This window comes from Curvibacter sp. Hmag1.1, assembly GCF_059769165.1.
Genome location: NZ_JBMBGX010000002.1, coordinates 1,830,219 through 1,847,430, shown reverse-complemented (window position 1 = coordinate 1,847,430; position 17,212 = coordinate 1,830,219). Strand labels below are relative to the sequence as shown.

Annotated in this window: 15 protein-coding genes and 1 riboswitch; of the genes, 13 read left to right on the top strand and 2 right to left on the bottom strand. The window is 59.8% G+C overall.

The window, feature by feature from the left end; translation table 11 throughout:
• Positions 1 to 137 precede the first annotated feature (137 nt).
• Positions 138 to 431: a hypothetical protein gene (locus ACOAP0_RS09345; RefSeq protein WP_087495574.1), complete on the top strand. Its 294-nt coding sequence runs from the start codon at positions 138 to 140 to the stop codon at positions 429 to 431.
• 15 nt (positions 432 to 446) lie between these two features.
• On the opposite strand, the gene recQ is transcribed toward ACOAP0_RS09345, so the two are convergent.
• The gene (gene recQ, locus ACOAP0_RS09340) at positions 447 to 2,294 is read right to left on the bottom strand and encodes a DNA helicase RecQ (RefSeq protein WP_498376151.1); all 1,848 of its coding nucleotides are present in this window, start codon (positions 2,292 to 2,294) and stop codon (positions 447 to 449) included.
• A gap of 219 nt (positions 2,295 to 2,513) precedes the next feature.
• Positions 2,514 to 2,594, top strand: a riboswitch (S-adenosyl-L-homocysteine riboswitch).
• Positions 2,595 to 2,618: 24 nt separating this feature from the next.
• Here recQ and ACOAP0_RS09335 point away from each other — a divergent pair.
• The 10 genes from ACOAP0_RS09335 (at position 2,619) to ACOAP0_RS09290 (ending at position 13,965) form a co-directional block, all read left to right on the top strand.
• Positions 2,619 to 3,695 carry a homocysteine S-methyltransferase family protein gene (locus ACOAP0_RS09335; RefSeq protein ID WP_498377766.1) on the top strand — a complete coding sequence of 359 codons (1,077 nt, stop codon included), beginning with the start codon at positions 2,619 to 2,621 and terminating at the stop codon, positions 3,693 to 3,695.
• A gap of 89 nt (positions 3,696 to 3,784) precedes the next feature.
• Entirely contained in the window at positions 3,785 to 4,405 is a 621-nt protein-coding gene (locus ACOAP0_RS09330; protein ID WP_313876816.1) for a hypothetical protein, read from the top strand.
• A gap of 25 nt (positions 4,406 to 4,430) precedes the next feature.
• A complete protein-coding gene (locus ACOAP0_RS09325) occupies positions 4,431 to 5,429 on the top strand; it encodes a Gfo/Idh/MocA family protein (RefSeq protein ID WP_498391391.1) in 999 nt (332 codons plus the stop codon).
• A gap of 29 nt (positions 5,430 to 5,458) precedes the next feature.
• Complete coding sequence (gene metH, locus ACOAP0_RS09320; RefSeq protein WP_498376149.1) at positions 5,459 to 8,224, top strand: methionine synthase; 2,766 nt, start codon at positions 5,459 to 5,461, stop codon at positions 8,222 to 8,224.
• A gap of 104 nt (positions 8,225 to 8,328) precedes the next feature.
• On the top strand, positions 8,329 to 8,811 hold the full coding sequence (locus tag ACOAP0_RS09315; RefSeq protein ID WP_498376148.1) for a glycine zipper 2TM domain-containing protein: 483 nt from the start codon (positions 8,329 to 8,331) through the stop codon (positions 8,809 to 8,811).
• Between the two features lie 159 nt (positions 8,812 to 8,970).
• Positions 8,971 to 9,786, top strand: a complete 816-nt coding sequence (locus tag ACOAP0_RS09310; protein ID WP_498376147.1) for an outer membrane lipoprotein — start codon at positions 8,971 to 8,973, stop codon at positions 9,784 to 9,786.
• Positions 9,787 to 9,832: 46 nt separating this feature from the next.
• The gene (locus tag ACOAP0_RS09305) at positions 9,833 to 11,599 is read left to right on the top strand and encodes a GspE/PulE family protein (protein WP_498391390.1); all 1,767 of its coding nucleotides are present in this window, start codon (positions 9,833 to 9,835) and stop codon (positions 11,597 to 11,599) included.
• Positions 11,600 to 11,601: 2 nt separating this feature from the next.
• Positions 11,602 to 12,840: a type II secretion system F family protein gene (locus ACOAP0_RS09300; protein WP_498376144.1), complete on the top strand. Its 1,239-nt coding sequence runs from the start codon at positions 11,602 to 11,604 to the stop codon at positions 12,838 to 12,840.
• Between the two features lie 3 nt (positions 12,841 to 12,843).
• A complete protein-coding gene (locus tag ACOAP0_RS09295; RefSeq protein ID WP_498376143.1) occupies positions 12,844 to 13,365 on the top strand; it encodes a hypothetical protein in 522 nt (173 codons plus the stop codon).
• A 189-nt stretch (positions 13,366 to 13,554) separates the two neighbouring features.
• A complete protein-coding gene (locus ACOAP0_RS09290; protein ID WP_498376142.1) occupies positions 13,555 to 13,965 on the top strand; it encodes a pilin in 411 nt (136 codons plus the stop codon).
• A gap of 79 nt (positions 13,966 to 14,044) precedes the next feature.
• On the opposite strand, the gene ACOAP0_RS09285 is transcribed toward ACOAP0_RS09290, so the two are convergent.
• Positions 14,045 to 16,045 carry an O-antigen ligase family protein gene (locus ACOAP0_RS09285; protein WP_498391389.1) on the bottom strand — a complete coding sequence of 667 codons (2,001 nt, stop codon included), beginning with the start codon at positions 16,043 to 16,045 and terminating at the stop codon, positions 14,045 to 14,047.
• A 213-nt stretch (positions 16,046 to 16,258) separates the two neighbouring features.
• On the opposite strand from ACOAP0_RS09285, the gene ACOAP0_RS09280 reads away from it, so the two are divergent.
• Positions 16,259 to 16,780, top strand: coding sequence for a pilus assembly FimT family protein (locus ACOAP0_RS09280; protein WP_498376139.1), 522 nt, complete (start codon positions 16,259 to 16,261; stop codon positions 16,778 to 16,780).
• Positions 16,773 to 17,210 carry a type IV pilus modification PilV family protein gene (locus tag ACOAP0_RS09275; protein ID WP_498376138.1) on the top strand — a complete coding sequence of 146 codons (438 nt, stop codon included), beginning with the start codon at positions 16,773 to 16,775 and terminating at the stop codon, positions 17,208 to 17,210. Before ACOAP0_RS09280 ends, ACOAP0_RS09275 begins: the two co-directional genes overlap by 8 nt.
• Positions 17,211 to 17,212 lie beyond the last annotated feature (2 nt).

Here is a 17,212-nt window from a genome sequence, read left to right as displayed (position 1 = left end):
TGAAACTTTTTTCAAGAACGTGTCAACCAGTCCCGCAACTGGTGCGTGATATCCCTATGCGGGTGCATTCACTCCGGTTCGTTGGAACCAAACCGGAGCATGAACAGCACCGATCTATCACCTAATGTGCGGCAAATATGCAAAAAAACACGATTCAAGTGCCAGAAAAGGGAACTTACAAGTGGCAGCTGTTTGATTATTGGTCCGGCGAATTCCGCCAGACCCACGCCGGGCACAACGCATACATCGCACTGAATTTCGCTGGCGCCTTGGACGCTTGCAAATCCAAATTTCAAGCCTTGGTGCAGCAACACCGCGCCAAAGCCGCGGATGCCGCTACCGGTGCACGCCACATGCGCGCCATCGAGCGCTTGCAAAACACCATGTCAGGTGCAGCGGTCGCCTACGAAAGCGGTTTTCACCGCCACTGAGCGTCTGAAAGGCATTTACTGGAGCGCGACGACCTTCAAAACGTCGTCGGCATAAGCCTCCAGCTTCTTGGCTCCAATACCGCTGATGCCCTGCAAATCGTCGATAGATTGAGGGGCACGTTGTGCAATGGCCGCCAAGGTCGCATCGTGAAAAATCACATAGGCCGGCAGATTGTGCTGCTGCGCCACCTCTGCACGCCACGCCTTCAGGGCGGAATAACGTAGCAAACCCTCACTGTCCAGATTGATAGGCGCCTTGACCACTGCGCCCAACCGCGCATTGCGCCGTGGCTTGCGATCTGCCGGCGCAGACACGGACTCCCGCAACATGACTGCAACTTCGCCCTTGAGCACTGCACGCGATTCGGCGGTCAACTGCAAGGTATTGAATGCCTGCGCGTCCACCGCCACGGCTCCCATGGCGATCAGCTGGCGCAGTACCCCGCGCAATTGCAACTCGGTGAAATCTTTGCCGATTCCGAAGGTACTCAGGCTCTCGTGGCTGTATTGGGTGACTTTCTCGGTCGTCTTGCCGCGCACGATGTCCATCAGGTGGCCCGCGCCGAAGCTCACCCCGCTCATCTGCTGGATGCGGTAAATGGTGCTGAGCAGTTTGCGGGCCGCATCCGTGCCGTCCCACACCTCGGGTGGATTCAGGCAGTTGTCGCAGTTGCCGCAGGGCTGGCTCTTCTCGCCGAAATAGCCCAGCAAGCGGACGCGGCGGCAATCGGTGGCTTCCGCCAAGCCCAACAAGGCGTCCAACTTTCCGCGCATGACCTGTTTGAACTCTTCGCTGGCCGGGCTCTCGTCAATCATGCGGCGCTGGTTCACCACGTCTTGCAGGCCATACGCCATCCACGCATCTGCCGGCAGGCCATCCCGCCCGGCGCGGCCGGTCTCCTGGTAGTAGCCCTCGATGTTTTTGGGCATGTCGCGGTGAGCCACAAAACGTACATCCGGCTTGTCGATGCCCATGCCGAAGGCAATGGTGGCCACCATGACGATGCCTTCCTCGCGCAAAAACCGGTCCTGGTTCAGTTGGCGTACCTTGGAATCCAGCCCTGCGTGATAAGGCAGTGCCTTGATACCCGCATCCACCAGCGTTTGCGCCATGTCTTCCACTTTTTTGCGGCTCTGGCAGTAGACGATGCCGGCCTCTCCCTCATGCTCGCGCTCGATGAAGCGCAGCAACTGCGTGGTGGAGTCCTTCTTTTCGACAATCGTGTAACGGATATTGGGCCGGTCGAAGCTGCTGACGAAGGCACGGGCCTCTTCGAGTTGCAAACGCTCCAGAATGTCGGCGCGGGTCAGGTCGTCTGCCGTAGCCGTCAGGGCGATACGTGGCACGCCGGGGTAGCGCTCATGCAGCACCGTCAGGTTGCGGTAGTCGGGCCGGAAGTCGTGGCCCCACTGGCTCACGCAGTGGGCTTCATCGATCGCAAACAGGCTCAGCTTGCCGCGCTCGAAGAGCGAATCCAACAAGGCCAAGAAGCGCGCGTTGCTGACCCGCTCCGGCGCTGCGTACAGCAGGGTGATCTCGCCGCGCAGCAGTTGCTGCTCGATTTGGTAGGCCTCGTCGCTGGTGAGGGTGGAGTTCAGAAAGGCGGCGCTCACCCCCGCTTCATGCAGGGCGCCCACCTGGTCGTGCATCAGCGCAATCAGCGGGGAAATGACGAGGGTCGCGCCCAAGCCCGCTTGTTGGCGGGCAATGGCAGGAACTTGGTAACAGAGGCTTTTGCCACCGCCCGTAGGCATAAGCACCAGCGCGTCCCCGCCCGCGATCACATGCTCCACGATGGCTTGCTGGGGCCCGCGGAAGGCCTGGTAGCCAAATACATCGTGAAGAATCTGCAGGTGAGGCACTTAAAACGCTATCAAATCAGGAGCTGCTCGCGCATATTCCGCGGGCGCCAGGTGGCAAAAAGGCATAAATTTCCCTTGGCTAGGCCGCCGTAGGGCGGCCATGGGCAGGGTTTCTATTGTCGGGCAAGCCGGGTGCCTATCACTGGCACAGCAGCTTCAGGTGCCCGGTGCTTATTTGCAACGCGGCAAAGCGGCGCGCGCTTGTCGTTTAAAATCCACCCACCCAAGGGGCGCTGCAGCTGGAACGTGTGAACACACCGAACCGGTCAGGCTTGGGGACTCCAACTGCGCTCACTTGTTTCAATCCACATAGTGAGCCGCACCATGAAGCCCATCACCTATACCCGCGCCCAAGAGCTCCCCGGCATTCTGGCCAGCCGCATCGCCATTCTGGACGGTGCCATGGGCACCATGATCCAGCGCTTCAAGCTGGGTGAGGCCCAGTACCGTGGCGAAGGCTACGCCGGTCCGGGCAGCCAAGGTGACCGTTTCAAAGACTTCCCCAAAGACGTCAAAGGCAACAACGAGTTGTTGAGCCTGACGCGTCCGGACGTGATCACCGACATCCACGAGGCCTACTTGGCCGCCGGTGCGGACATGATCGAAACCAACACCTTCGGCGCCACCACCGTAGCCCAAGCCGACTACGACATGGCCGACTTGGCCATCGAGATGAACTTTGTCTCTGCCAAGTTGGCTCGCGCAGCATGCGACAAGTTCAGCACCCCTGAGAAGCCGCGTTTTGTGTGCGGCGCTTTGGGGCCCACGCCCAAAACCGCCAGCATCAGCCCTGACGTGAACGACCCCGGCGCCCGAAATGTGACATTTGAAGAGCTGCGGGCCGCTTACTACGCCCAGACCAAGGCGCTGGTGGAAGGCGGGGCCGACGTAATCTTGGTGGAGACCATTTTTGACACGCTCAACGCCAAAGCCGCCCTGTTTGCAGTGGACGAATACTTCGAAGCCAGTGGGGAGCGCCTGCCCATCATCATCAGCGGCACCGTGACCGACGCCTCCGGCCGCATCTTGAGCGGCCAGACGGTCACCGCCTTCTGGCACAGCGTGCGCCATGCGCAGCCGCTTGCCATCGGCCTGAACTGCGCACTCGGTGCAGCACTCATGCGCCCCTACATCCAAGAGCTGAACAAGGTGGCGACGGACACCTTTATCAGCTGCTACCCCAACGCGGGCCTGCCCAACCCCATGAGCGACACCGGCTTTGACGAAACGCCGGATGTGACCAGCCGTTTGGTGCGGGAGTTTGCGGAAGAGGGCTTGGTGAACATTGTGGGTGGCTGCTGCGGTACCACCCCCGACCACATTGGTGCAATCGCCCATGCGGTGAACCCGATTGCGACCCGCAACGTGCAGCGCGGCTACTTTTATAAGGATGCTGCGTGACGGCACATAGGTCGTCACGCAGCCTCTTAGCGGCCAGGTCTGGCGCCGCGACCTTGCCAGACCGACACACTTAACCAGGGAGAAAATTCATGAGATCTATCGCCATCGCAGCGATTGCCATTGCTATTTCAAGCGGCGCTGCTGCGCAAAGCAGGAACACAGAATTGCAGACGGCTTCGCCTTGGCAGTTTTTCGGTTCCATGGGCTGGAATTTCGGTGACGGTAGCTCTGACTTGGTCAAGGGCACCTACACCAACGGCTCGCCTTTTGCCATCAAGGCTGGCAATGGTTTGGCTGTCGCTGCCGGTGTGAGCTATTCGTTGAATGCAAACACCGACTTGCAGTTCTCGGTAGGACACGAACGCACCACCACCGCTAGCTCGGATGGCGAGTTTGCATTCACCCGCGTACCCGTCGAATTGCTCGGTTTTTACAACCTCGGTGACCATTGGCGCCTCGGCGGCGGGTTGCGCCTGGCGACTTCGGCACGTTTGGAGTCCACAGGCTCAGTGTCGAGCGTGGGCAATTACACCTTCAGTCCCAAGCCTGGCTATGTTTTGGAAGCTCAATATCTGACTAAACGTAATGCTAACCCGCTGGGGCGCTTTGGCATATCGTTCAAATTGGTGGATGAGAGTTTTGAATACGCACCCACCAACTACACCGCCAAGGGCCATCATCTGGGTGTCTCCTTGATTTACTACCGTTAAGCCTGACAAAAAGGACCCACTTGCCATGAACAAAGTCCGCTGGGGCGTGCTGAGCACCGCCAAAATCGGGATGGAAAAGGTCACCCCTGCGCTTCAGCGCAGTCAGTGGTGCGACGTCCAAGCCATTGCCTCGCGCTCCCTGGAGAGCGCGCAGGCGGCGGCGGGCAAGTTGGGTATTTCCAAAGCCTACGGGTCCTACGAGGAGCTGTTGGCGGACCCTTCGATAGAGGTCATTTACAACCCACTGCCGAACGACCAACACGTTCCTTTGACGCTGGCAGCAGCCCGCGCGGGCAAGCATGTGTTGTGTGAAAAGCCGATTGCCTTGAACGCCAATGAGGCAGCCCAGTTGCGTGAAGTGGCGGACAAGGTGCACATCATGGAAGCCTTCATGGTGCGCTTTCACCCACAGTGGCTGCGCACGCGCGAGCTGGTGCAAAGCGGTGCGCTGGGCGATTTGCGTACGGTGCAGGTGTGGTTCTCGTATTTCAACCGCAGTGCCACCAACATCCGCAACGATGCCACCAAGGGCGGCGGCGCGTTGATGGACATCGGTTGTTACCCCATCGTGGCCGGGCGCTTTTTGTTTGGCACAGAGCCGGTGCGCGTGATGGCCTTGGCAGACATGGACCCCGACTTCGGCGTTGACCGCACATTCAGCGCCTTGCTGGACTTTGGCGATGGCAGGCGTCTGGATTTCACGGTGTCCATGCAAACCACGCCCTACCAGAGGGCCCATGTGGTGGGTACTGAAAAACGGGTGGAGATTGAGATCCCGTTCAATGCGCCCCAAGGTCAGGAAACCCGCATCTTTGTGGACGATGGCAAGGTGCTCGGCGGTCGCGAAGCGCTGGTGGAAACCTTTGCGGCTTGCGATCAGTACAGCCTGGAAGGAGATGCCTTCTCGCTCGCTATCCGTGGTGAGCAACCCTTGCAATACGGCGTGGAAGACGCCATCCAGAGCATGCGCATCATCGATGCCCTGTTTGCCTCCCAGCGCACGGGCGCCTGGGTTGCGGTATAAGCCGCTGATTATTGATTTTTAGGTCATTTATGTCTCTAGCACCCGTCGAATCTGCGCAAGCAGCTCCTAAAACCGTAGCGCCCATGCTGCTTTCGGGGCTGGAGCCCATCATCATCGACAGTAGCAGCCTGTTTGTGAACGTGGGTGAGCGTACCAACGTGACCGGTTCCAAGGCATTCGCCCGCATGATCTTGAACGGGCAGTTTGAGGAAGCGCTGGCCGTGGCCCGCCAGCAGGTGGAGAACGGGGCGCAGATCATCGACATCAACATGGACGAGGCCATGCTGGACAGCCAGGCTGCCATGGTGCGCTTCTTGAACCTGATCGCTTCTGAGCCCGATATTTCCCGCGTGCCCATCATGATCGACAGCTCCAAGTGGAGCGTGATCGAAGCGGGTCTGCGCTGCGTGCAGGGCAAGGCGGTGGTGAACTCCATCAGCATGAAAGAGGGCTTGGACGAGTTCAAACGCCAGGCCAAGCTGCTGCGCCGCTATGGCGCCGCTGCCGTGGTAATGGCCTTTGATGAAAAAGGCCAGGCTGACACCTACCAACGCAAAGTGGAGATCTGCGAACGCGCCTACCGCGTGCTGGTGGATGAGGTGGACTTTCCGCCGGAAGACATCATTTTCGACCCCAATATCTTCGCCATTGCCACCGGCATTGAAGAGCACAACAACTACGCGGTGGACTTCATTGAAGCCACCCGCTGGATTAAGCAGAACCTGCCCGGCGCCAAGGTGAGCGGTGGCGTGTCCAACGTGTCATTCAGCTTCCGGGGCAACGACCCGGTGCGCGAGGCGATTCACACCGTGTTCCTGTACCACGCCATCAAGGCCGGCATGGACATGGGCATTGTGAACGCCGGCATGGTCGGCGTGTACGACGACCTGGAGCCCACTCTGCGCGAGCGCGTGGAAGACGTGGTGCTGAATCGCCGCGAAGACGCGGGCGAACGCCTGGTGGAAATTGCCGAAACCGCCAAGAGCGGCGCCAAGGATGAGAGTAAAAAGCTTGAATGGCGCGGCACCCCTGAGGCGCCGGTAACTGTGGCCCAGCGCCTGAGCCACGCTCTGGTGCACGGCATTACCGACTTCATCACCGAAGACACCGAAGAAGCCTACCGCGAGATTCTGGCCAAGGGAGGCCGCCCGCTGCACGTGATCGAAGGCCCGCTCATGGACGGCATGAACGTAGTGGGTGACCTTTTCGGTCAGGGCAAGATGTTCCTGCCGCAAGTGGTGAAGAGTGCCCGCGTGATGAAGAGCGCGGTGGCGCACTTGCTGCCTTACATTGAGGCTGAAAAGCTCGCCATGGTGGAAGCCGGGGGAGAAGCCAAAGCCAAGGGCAAGATCGTGATTGCGACCGTCAAGGGCGATGTGCACGACATTGGCAAAAACATCGTCACCGTGGTGCTCCAGTGCAACAACTTTGACGTGGTGAACATGGGCGTGATGGTGCCTTGCCACGAGATCCTGGCCAAGGCCAAGGAAGAGGGCGCAGACATCATCGGCCTCTCCGGTTTGATCACCCCCAGCCTGGAAGAGATGCAGTATGTGGCGGGCGAGATGCAGAAGGACGAGTACTTCCGCAGCCGCAACATTCCGCTGCTCATCGGTGGCGCCACCTGCAGTCGCGTCCACACCGCCGTGAAGATTGCGCCCAACTACGAAGGCCCGGTGGTGTATGTGCCTGACGCTTCCCGCAGTGTCAGCGTGGCCCAGAGTCTGCTCAGCGAAAGCGCCGCTGCTTACATTGCCGAGCTCAACGCCGACTACGACAAGGTGCGCCATCAGCATGCCAACAAAAAGCAAACGCCTTTGTGGCCCTTGGCCAAAGCGCGCGCCAACAAAGCGCCCATCGATTGGTCTGCCCACCAGCCCACCGTACCGAAGTTCATCGGCCGTCGTGTGTTCAAGAACTTTGACCTGACCGAGCTGGCCAAGTACATCGACTGGGCACCTTTCTTCCAGACTTGGGACCTGGCGGGTCCGTTCCCTGCCATCCTCAAGGACGAGGTGGTGGGCACCGAGGCAGTACGGGTGTACTCCGATGGCCAGCGCATGCTCAAGCGACTGATCGAAGGGCGCTGGCTCACTGCCAACGCCGTCGTGGCCCTGTACCCTGCCAACACAGTGAATGACGATGACATCGAGTTCTACACGGACGAGAGCCGCAGCGAGGTCGCCATGACCTGGTACGGCCTGCGCCAGCAAACCGAGAAGCAGGAAATTGACGGCGTGATGCGCCCCAGCCGTTGCCTGGCCGACTTTGTCGCTCCCAAGGGCGTCAAGGCGGACTACGCCGGCATGTTCGCCGTCACAGCCGGTATCGGCGTGGACAAAAAGGAAAAGTATTTCCTCGATGATCATGACGACTACTCCGCCATCATGCTCAAGGCGATTGCTGACCGTCTGGCGGAGGCCTTTGCCGAGTGCTTGCACCATCGTGTGCGCACCGATCTCTGGGGCTACGCCGCAGGCGAGTCGCTCAGTAATGAGGACCTGATCGGTGAGAAATACAAAGGCATCCGCCCCGCACCCGGCTACCCTGCCTGCCCAGACCACAGCGTCAAGAAAGACATGTTCGCTCTTTTGCAATGCGAAGAGGTCGGCATGACAGTGACCGAGAGCCTGGCCATGACGCCTGCGGCCAGCGTGAGCGGCTTCTACATCGGCCATCCCGAAGCCACCTACTTCAACGTCGGCAAGATCGGGGACGACCAGGTGCACGACTTGGCTGAGCGCCGCAAGCTCGACCGTACCGCGCTGGAACGCCTGCTGGCGCCCAACCTGTAAGGCGCTTTGGTGTGACAAAGTAGGCATACGGCCGGGAAGTTTTATCCGGCTGTGTGCTTTTAAGGGGCGGTGTGCGTTGAGTCGGGGTAACTCCAAGGTTCACCATGCGCCTCCATCCATTTATTGGCAATTTCTTAGTCACAGGCTTCATCCGGGCCTTGGCTGCCTGCCTCACGGTAACCGTATCGCTTGCACAATCGCAGCCTCTGGCGGCCGTGGAGCGGAGCGCAGTCTGTAGCGAATGCGGAATCGTTGAATCGACAGCCGAAATCCCTCGTGACACACCCAATAGTGGTGTGGGCGCGGCTATCGGTGCAGCGGTAGGGGGGCTTATCGCCAACAAAATCGGTGGCGAGGAAGGTAAAACCATCGCCACCATCATCGGACTCCTGGGCGGCGTATGGGCTGGCAATGCCATCGAGAAGCAACTCAAGCAAAAGCCCGGCTACCGCATTGTGGTGCGTATGCAGGACAACACGCAGCGCACGTTTGAACAGGATGCGTTCCTGCCGGTAGGTTCACAGGTGCGTGTTCAAGGTGGAACTTTGGTGCTCATGGAAAAAGACAGTGCGGTGGAGTCCACCTGATTCCCCTTTGAACGGCAATCCTTTCGGCGGCTAGCTTTACCCAGCGTTACAAAACAGATACCTCCCAGCCGGATGGGCTGTGTACCTTCACGCACATTGGGGCGTTAGCTCTTTAGTGGGACCGATCCGGTTGTCCGTATGGCTGTTTGAAGGAGATGTATGTCGACTGTTTTGTCTCATTCCGTTGCGTCTGCTGCCGGGAACAAGGTCTTGTGGGGTGCCATCGGCGTGCTGGGTGTCAGTACCCTCGCGCTGGGAGCCGTCGTTCTGCGCCAGCAAATGGGCCCGTCCCAGCCGGAAGCGCCCCTGGAGGTCGTGGCCATCCACTCACCCGCCACGCCTGCACCCATGGAGTCCGTGCAGGCGCCCACGGCCGCTGTAGTGCCTGCAGTCACCCCTGTCGTTTCGGATAAAAAAGTGCCATCGGCGCCCGCCAAATATGCGCAGACAGCTCCCAAATCAGTAGCAAATCAGGGGGTGGCCAAGGTGTCTGCCCCGGGCGTGACGCCGGTAGCGGGTGTGCCGGTCGCCAATAGTGCGCCAGTTGCGGCGGCACCCGTGCCCGTTCAGGCTCCTGTGCAGCTTCCCGCCAAAGTCGTGTGCGCCACGTGCGGCGTGGTCGAAAGTGTGACGCCCGTTCAGCGCGAAAGTGCCAACCCCAGTGGCGCGGGCGCAGTTGCAGGCGCGGTGCTGGGTGGTCTGGTCGGCAACCAGTTCGGCGGCGGTGACGGCAAAGCCCTGGCCACCATTGCCGGTGTGTTAGGCGGTGGCTGGGCCGGGAACACTGTGGAAAAGCGCCTGAAAAAAGACACGGTCTATATGGTCGAAGTACGCATGGAAGACGGCAGCGTTCGCACCATCGAACAGGCCGCCAGCGCCAGCGTCGGCCAGCATGTGACGGTGGAGGGCAACAGTATCACCCCTGCGCGCAGCCCCGCTGAGCGGAATCCCGCCCCTTTTAACAGCGCTACATAAAAGGTTCGCGTGCTATTATTTTTGCAAACCGCAAAAGGAATAGCGCATGAACATGGCAACGGCAGCGCCCGGTGCGCCGGACGGTCCACGTCCCCCCTCGGGCCGCCCTGAGAAACTGCGTTTGGGCGATGTGCTGGTCCAGCAAAAGCTGATCTCGCAGGAGCAACTGCAACAGACCCTGGACCTGCAGCGCACCACCGGCAAGAAGGTGGGGCGCCTGCTGATTGAAACTGGCGTCATCACCGAAGAGCTGCTGGCCAACGGCCTGGCACGGCAGCTGCGCATTCCCTTCGTCAACCTCAAGACCTTCCCCTTCCGCGCCGACGTGGTCAAGCTGCTGCCCGAGGCCGCGGCGCGCCGCTTCAAGGCGCTGGCTTTGGAAGACAAGGGCGATACCTTGCTGGTGGCCCTGGCCGACCCCTTGGATTTGTTCGCCTACGACGAGCTGACTCGTCTGCTCAAGCGCAATATCAGCATTGCCGCCGTGCCGGAAAGCCAGCTGGCGCTCGCCTTCGACCGCCTCTACCGCCGCACCGAGGAAATCAGTGGCTTGGCCCGCGCCCTCGAAAAGGACCTGGGCGATGCGGTGGACTTCGGTGAGCTGACCGCCAGTGTGGGCTTGGAAGGCGCGCCGGTGGTGCGCTTGCTGCAATCCTTGTTTGAAGACGCCATGCAAGTCGGGGCATCCGACGTGCATATCGAGCCGCAAGAAGGCTTTTTGCAGATCCGCGTGCGGGTGGACGGTGTTCTCCAAACCCAAACGCAAGCCGACAAGCGTATCGGCGGAGCGCTGGCCCAGCGCCTCAAGCTGATGGCGGGGCTGGATATCTCTGAAAAGCGCTTGCCGCAGGACGGCCGCTTCTCGGTGCGTTTGAAGGACAACACGATCGACGTGCGTCTGTCCACCTTGCCCACCACCTATGGCGAGTCGGCAGTGATGCGTCTGCTGAACCAGGGCGCCGGCATGCGGCGCCTGGACACCATTGGCATGCCTGCGGACATGCTCAAGCGCTTCCGTGAAGTGCTGACCCGCTCCTCGGGCATGGTGCTGGTCACCGGTCCCACAGGCTCCGGCAAAACCACTACCTTGTACGCTGCGTTGGCGGAAATCAACGCGGCAGAACTCAAGGTCATCACGGTGGAAGATCCGGTGGAATACCGACTGCCCGCCATCACGCAGGTGCAGGTCAATGACAAGATTGAGCTCACCTTTGCGCGTGTGTTGCGCGCTTGCTTGCGACAGGACCCGGACGTGATTCTGGTCGGTGAAATGCGCGACGCGGAGACGGCAGAAATTGGCCTGCGTGCTGCCATTACCGGCCATTTGGTGCTCTCTACGCTGCATACGCGCGATGCGATCAGCACCCCCTTCCGTCTGCTGGATATGGGTGTGCCGCCTTTCATGGTGGCTACCTCCTTGCAGGCCGTTATTGCGCAGCGTCTGGTCCGGCTCAATTGCCAGGATTGCCTGGCTCCCCATTCACCCACGCCGCAAGAGCAGTCGTGGCTGGAGTCCATGCTGGAGCCGGGTGAGACCGTAGCGCCCAAGCGCGGCTTGGGTTGCTCCACATGCAACGGCACGGGCTATTCCGGCCGGCAAGGGGTGTATGAATTGCTGGAGATGGACGCCGCCCTCACCCACGCAGCATCGCACAGCGACCCTGCCGGCTTCTTGCGGACTGCACGGGAGCGCATGAAGGGCCACACCATGGCCTTCCATGCCTTACAGATGGTGCGTGCAGGCAAGACCTCATTGGCTGAGGCCTTGCGCATTGGCTTCGATGCCGATGACGACGAAGCCATGGTGGGCTGACGATGGTCATTTACGACTGGCGCGGACGCAATAACCGGGGCGAGGCTGTCAGCGGCCAGCTCGACGCCATGACGGAGGGCGGAGTGGCCGATCAGCTGCTGTCCATCGGTGTGGCACCGGTGCACATTGCCTTGGCCAAGGCAGTGGAAAGCAAGGAGAAAAAAGACCCTCTCGCGTTCCTGACCCGTAAGCCGGTGGACGTGGAAGATCTGTTGATTTTTTCGAGGCAGATGTACACCCTCAACAAGGCGGGTGTCCCCATTTTGCGAGCCTTTGCGGGGCTGGAGGCCTCGGCGACCAAGCCGGCGATGGTGGAACTGCTCAAGGATGTGCGTTCCAGCCTGGATCAGGGGCGGGAGCTATCGGCTGCGCTGGCGCGCCACAGCGCGCTCTTTGGTAACTTCTACATCGCCATGATCCGCGTGGGTGAGATGACGGGCCGCCTGACCGAGGTGTTCTTGCGCCTGAATGAACACATGGAATTCGAGCGTGACGTGCGCGAGCGCATCAAGCAGGCTATGCGTTACCCCAGCTTTGTGATGATCGCGATGGCGGCGGCCATCGTGATCCTCAATATCTTTGTGATCCCGGTGTTCGCCAAAGTGTTCGCCGGTTTCAACAGCGAACTGCCGCTGATTACCCGCGGTTTGCTCGGCTTCTCGAACTGGATGATCAACTGGTGGCCCATGCTGCTGGCTGCTGTGGCAGGAGCAGTGGTGGGCATACGCGCTTACCTGCGCACGCCCGCCGGCCGCTACCGCTGGGATGCCCGCAAGCTCAAGCTTCCCATTGTGGGAGACATCATTCTCAAGGCAACCTTGGCCCGTTTTGCCCGGAGCTTTGCCTTGTCCAGCCAGAGCGGTGTGCCGCTGGTGCAGGCCCTGACCGTGGTGGCGCAAACGGTGGACAACGCCTTTATCGGTGCCCGTATTGAGCAGATGCGGGACGGCATTGAGCGGGGCGAAAGCATTTCCCGTTGTGCGGCGGCCACAGGCGTATTCACCCCAGTCGTACTTCAAATGATCAATGTAGGCGAAGAGACCGGCGAGCTTGACAACCTGCTGTTTGAGATTGCCGGCATGTACGAGCGGGAAACGGACTACAGCATCAAGGGCCTGTCGGCAGCCATCGAGCCGGTGCTGCTGGCCGTGATCGGCGTGTTGGTGTTGCTGCTGGCTTTGGGCGTGTTTCTGCCTTTGTGGAACATGGGGCAGGCCGCGATGGGCAAGGGCGGGGGCTAGCCAATGGCAACGGCCTACATCCCTGAGGGGCCGCGTCCGGTCTGGAGCACGCGCTGGGTGGAGTGGGGGCTGCTGGCGCTCTGCATTGCCGTGGTCATGGGGGTTCTATGGCGTTATGGCCAGCAGGTACGTGCCCAGTCAGAGAGAGCCGCAGTGCAGAGTACGCTCGGCGCCCTGAGAACCGCGCTGGTGCTGGACTACGTGCACAGCATGATTCCCGCTTCAAGCAAAGCCAAGGCCGTAGCCCTTACCTCTGCGTCGCTGCCCAACCCCTTTGACTTGCTACAACAACCGGCTGCCAATTACGCAGGCGAAGTACCGGCCGCTCTGTTGCAAGAGGTGGCACCCGGTCGGTGGGTGTTTGATAAGCGCTGTGGATGTGTGGGGTACAAGCCGCAGGACATCCGTGCTTTGGATGCGCCGGCGGGCAGCCAAGCGGTATGGTTTACGGTAGAAACCACGGGCGCCGCACCCCAACTCCGGCCCATACAGTCTTACATGTGGGCGGGAATGCCCCTTGAATAACCCGGTGCGCGTGTTAACGCGAGGAATACAAATTTGTGAAAAGCTTTGAAAAGACTTGCACTTATTGCATAAACCTCATGCACAGAATTACATCATTGGCCTAGAATTAGTCACGAAGCGAAGTCGGAACCGGTTCTTTTGACGGGCACCCGATCTCAGACTCACATATTTCCCTGAAAGGTGGACTCCATGAAACAAGTACAACGCGGCTTTACATTGATTGAGTTGGTGATGGTGATCGTGATTCTGGGCATCCTGGCCGCAGTTGCGATTCCGAAGTTTGTGGATTTGTCTTCCGACGCGCGTGCCGCTTCTGTGGCCGGCGTTGCTGGAGCTTTGTCTTCTGGCTCGGCCATCAACTATGCGTCATATTCCGCAAGGGGCCTGACAGGGACAGGTGTTGTGTCTGTGAATTCATGTGATGACGCAAAAACCACTTTGCAAGGCTCGAATTTCCCATCAAGCGGTGGAACTTATTCGACGACCCCAACGACAAATTTCAATAACACTGCTGGCACATCCAATGCTTGTGTGCTGACTTTGACTCCCACCAGTGGATCGGCGGTAACCGCCTCATTTACTGCAATCACAGTACGTTGATTTCCGGTAGCGAAAGCCACTTAAAACGATGAAAAAGCCAGTGAGGGCAACCTCACTGGCTTTTCTTTTGGACAGAGGTTTAGCGGTTCAGCATGTGTTCACGCCACGCCTGTGGTGCCAGCTTGACAGCATCCGCCTGCGCACTGGCTTCGCCCTGCCAGCCCTGGACCCACAAGTGATAGGCCTGGGTGGTGAGCGACTCGTCTTTGATTTCCAACCCTATGGCCAGCGCGAAACGGACGAGGTCGTATTCCACCTTGCCCGCGGCAAAGTAAGTGCGGAGTTGCTGTGCGGCTTGGTCGTCTCGGCCGGAACGTCGCATCAGCAAAATGCCCAGTGCACGGGTACGCGGCGCATCGGGTTGCAGCGTTTGAAGATCTTCCAGCGCAGCTTGCGCTTCGGTCTGTTTTTGCAAGTTCGAGTACAGCAGCACGCGGTTGGCGTGCACATCGGGGATGTAAGGGCGCGATGCTGCGACGGAATCCTGAGCCCACAATGCGGCCTCCAAATTGCCGGTGGCAGCAAATTGGTCTGCAGCCAGAGCGGTGAGTTTGCGGTAGTGGGGGTTGATGGCCACGCCTTCTTGCAAAAGGGTAAAGGCCTCTTGTTGCAAAGCTGCACGTTGATCTGCCGGGATGTCAGGTTTTGCAACCAGCAGGTTCAGGGTCTGCACACTGCGCACAATGCAGCTTTCGGCGCGCATCGCTTGGGCACTGATCCATACGCAACCGAGCAACACCACAACGAGTCCGCCGATCCCGGCGCGCCATGTACCCCTTGAAAAGGGCTTGGTCGGGCTAGCTGTGGGGTTTGCCAGGATGGCCAAGGCCACCATGAACAAGGCGCCGGTACTTGCCAGGCGCCACGGGAACCCCGCGTTACTCACCATGAATAGGGCCAGCAAACTGCACAAGGCCACCGCCTGAATGGCGCCCCGCTGTCCGGACTTGCCCGGCACGGATAGGAGATAAGTGCGCTGTGCACTCAGGAGCAGGTAGGCTAACAGCACGGCCAGGGTTCCACCGCCCACAACCAGGCCGTATTCACCTAGCAGCTGCAGGAACTCGTTATGGGCATAAAAATCGGTCTCCAGCGAGTTGTTCCATCCCTGGTACAGGGGAATGTGCACCTCCCATGCGCCGGCGCCCACCCCTGTCCAGGGGTTTGCCATCATCATGCGGGCGGTAGACCGCCACATACTTGAGCGGATTGAAAAAGAACCTGCTGTGTATTCGCTTGGCTTGGCCATGGAGCCCGCACGCAGCACACTGCGCTCCAGCGGAGTTGCACCGAAGCCTTCGGCCAGCAACACAGGATTTGGCGTGGGAACTGCACCCAGGCTGAGCACGCCCACTACCAGTACCAGCAGGCACGACAAGCGGGAACCCTGGCTCCAATCGGATACCTCCAACGCGTTCCGGTAGCGCCATAGTGCAAAGAGGAGCACGGGGCTTACCAGACACCAGGCCACCAGCGCCGAACGTGTGCCGCTCATCATCAGCGCCACCATATTGAAGGCTAGCGATAACGCCATGAGTTGTCGCCAGCGCGGGGTCTTAAGTTGCACCAGCAGACAAGCAGAAAACGGCAATGTGCAAACCAGGTACTCCGCGAAGAAATTGCGGTTGGCGAAGGTGGAGGCAGGAACTGCAGCTTGAGGAAACCAATCCAGATTACCCCAGAACTGTGCAGCTGCCCAGGCCGAAGCACCCACCGCTCCTGTGTGGATGCCGGCCAGCAGCACAGGGATGGTCTCTTTGTGCATCACCTGTAAGGCGACCCACAGCAGTAAGCCCAGCATCGCCCAGCGGCAGGCTTCTACGCCAGCCAAGTAGGTGTGGGACCACGCCATGCTGACCAAGGCGTAAACACAGAGCACGGCCGGAAAAAGCAGCAGGCCATGAATACGGAGTCGGGGTGTTTCTTCGCTACGGAGCGAGGTCCACCCATATGCAAAGGCCGCACACAGCACACCCAAGGCCAGCAATGTCGATTTAAGTGTGTCCTGAAACACCCACTCACCCGGGACGCCGGCTATGGGTACCAATGCCAGGGTCAAGGCCAGAATCCAAGTCGCCAAACGGGAACTTGCGGGTGTCTGCGGTCTCTCATCACCGGAAAAGCGGCTGTTTTCGGGCGACTGGACGGCCGGTGTTTCGGGCATAGTGCGAATAAGCTTTGCGCGTGAGCTGCCTGTGCATTGCATCACCGGCATTTGATGGTTAAATCTGCCTCTGGCGCCGGTAAACATTGCGCGAGAAGCTCCTAAAAACATAGCGACTCTAACCCATTCATGTCACCAGAATTGACCGCAGCCTGTCCTGAATCGAGGTTGGCCGCCCTTTGCCGGAGCGGTCAAGTCGGCTTCACGCTGGTGGAGCTGGTGATGGTCATTGTCTTGCTGGGGATTCTGGCCGTTTATGCCGTGCCGCGCATATTGAATTCGGGTGATTTCTATGCCCGGGGTTTTCACGAGCAGTCGATGGCCTACTTGCGCTATGCGCAAAAAACGGCCATTGCGCAGCGCCGTACCGTATGTGTGACTTTGGGTAGCAACGCCATCAGTTTGCGTATTGCAAACACGGCGGGCAGCAACACCTGCAGTTCTGCCTTGGCGGGCCCTGCCGGTGAAGCCGGTCTCAGCGCACGCAGCGGAGTGGCGTTCAGCGTTACCCCGACCAGTTTCAATTTCGATGCACTAGGCCAGCCGGTGAATAGCAGCACCGGTGCTGCTGCTGCGACCCAGACTTTGCAGGTTGCTAACGTCACCAGATCCATCACGATTGAGGCCGTCACAGGGTATGTGCATGAATAGCCCCCACCGTCATGCCGGCTTCACGCTGATCGAACTGATCATCTTCATCGTGGTGGTGAGTGCCGGGTTGGCAGGCATTTTGTCGGTGATGAACACCACGGTGAAATCCAGCGCGGACCCGATGGTGCGCAAGCAGGCGATTGCAGTTGCCGAATCTGTACTGGAAGAAGTGCTTCAAAAAGCCTATGCCGATCCGGACGACACGCCGGCGGTGGTGGAGGCCAATCGCACGCTTTGGGACAACGTCGACGACTACAACGGCAAGACCGAAGCAGACTTCGCGCTGCCAGCGGCGGTATCGGCCTATTCGGTGCGCATTGCAGTGACCGATGGCAGCGCCGCGCTCGGCATTGCAGCCAGAAAAGTGACGGTCACGGTGAGCAGGGGCCCGGAGTCCATCACCTTGACCGGTTACCGGACAAACTACTGACC

Excerpts from the sequence above, each read along its gene's own strand:
- ACOAP0_RS09345 (WP_087495574.1), top strand. The coding sequence starts at position 138 with ATGCAAAAAAACACGATTCAAGTGCCAGAAAAGGGAACTTACAAGTGG.
- ACOAP0_RS09315 (WP_498376148.1), top strand. The coding sequence starts at position 8,329 with ATGCGCCTCCATCCATTTATTGGCAATTTCTTAGTCACAGGCTTCATC.
- ACOAP0_RS09310 (WP_498376147.1), top strand. The coding sequence starts at position 8,971 with ATGTCGACTGTTTTGTCTCATTCCGTTGCGTCTGCTGCCGGGAACAAG.
- ACOAP0_RS09275 (WP_498376138.1), top strand. The coding sequence starts at position 16,773 with ATGAATAGCCCCCACCGTCATGCCGGCTTCACGCTGATCGAACTGATC.
- ACOAP0_RS09280 (WP_498376139.1), top strand. The coding sequence starts at position 16,259 with ATGTCACCAGAATTGACCGCAGCCTGTCCTGAATCGAGGTTGGCCGCC.
- ACOAP0_RS09300 (WP_498376144.1), top strand. The coding sequence starts at position 11,602 with ATGGTCATTTACGACTGGCGCGGACGCAATAACCGGGGCGAGGCTGTC.
- ACOAP0_RS09290 (WP_498376142.1), top strand. The coding sequence starts at position 13,555 with ATGAAACAAGTACAACGCGGCTTTACATTGATTGAGTTGGTGATGGTG.
- ACOAP0_RS09305 (WP_498391390.1), top strand. The coding sequence starts at position 9,833 with ATGAACATGGCAACGGCAGCGCCCGGTGCGCCGGACGGTCCACGTCCC.
- metH (WP_498376149.1), top strand. The coding sequence starts at position 5,459 with ATGTCTCTAGCACCCGTCGAATCTGCGCAAGCAGCTCCTAAAACCGTA.
- ACOAP0_RS09330 (WP_313876816.1), top strand. The coding sequence starts at position 3,785 with ATGAGATCTATCGCCATCGCAGCGATTGCCATTGCTATTTCAAGCGGC.
- ACOAP0_RS09335 (WP_498377766.1), top strand. The coding sequence starts at position 2,619 with ATGAAGCCCATCACCTATACCCGCGCCCAAGAGCTCCCCGGCATTCTG.
- ACOAP0_RS09295 (WP_498376143.1), top strand. The coding sequence starts at position 12,844 with ATGGCAACGGCCTACATCCCTGAGGGGCCGCGTCCGGTCTGGAGCACG.
- ACOAP0_RS09325 (WP_498391391.1), top strand. The coding sequence starts at position 4,431 with ATGAACAAAGTCCGCTGGGGCGTGCTGAGCACCGCCAAAATCGGGATG.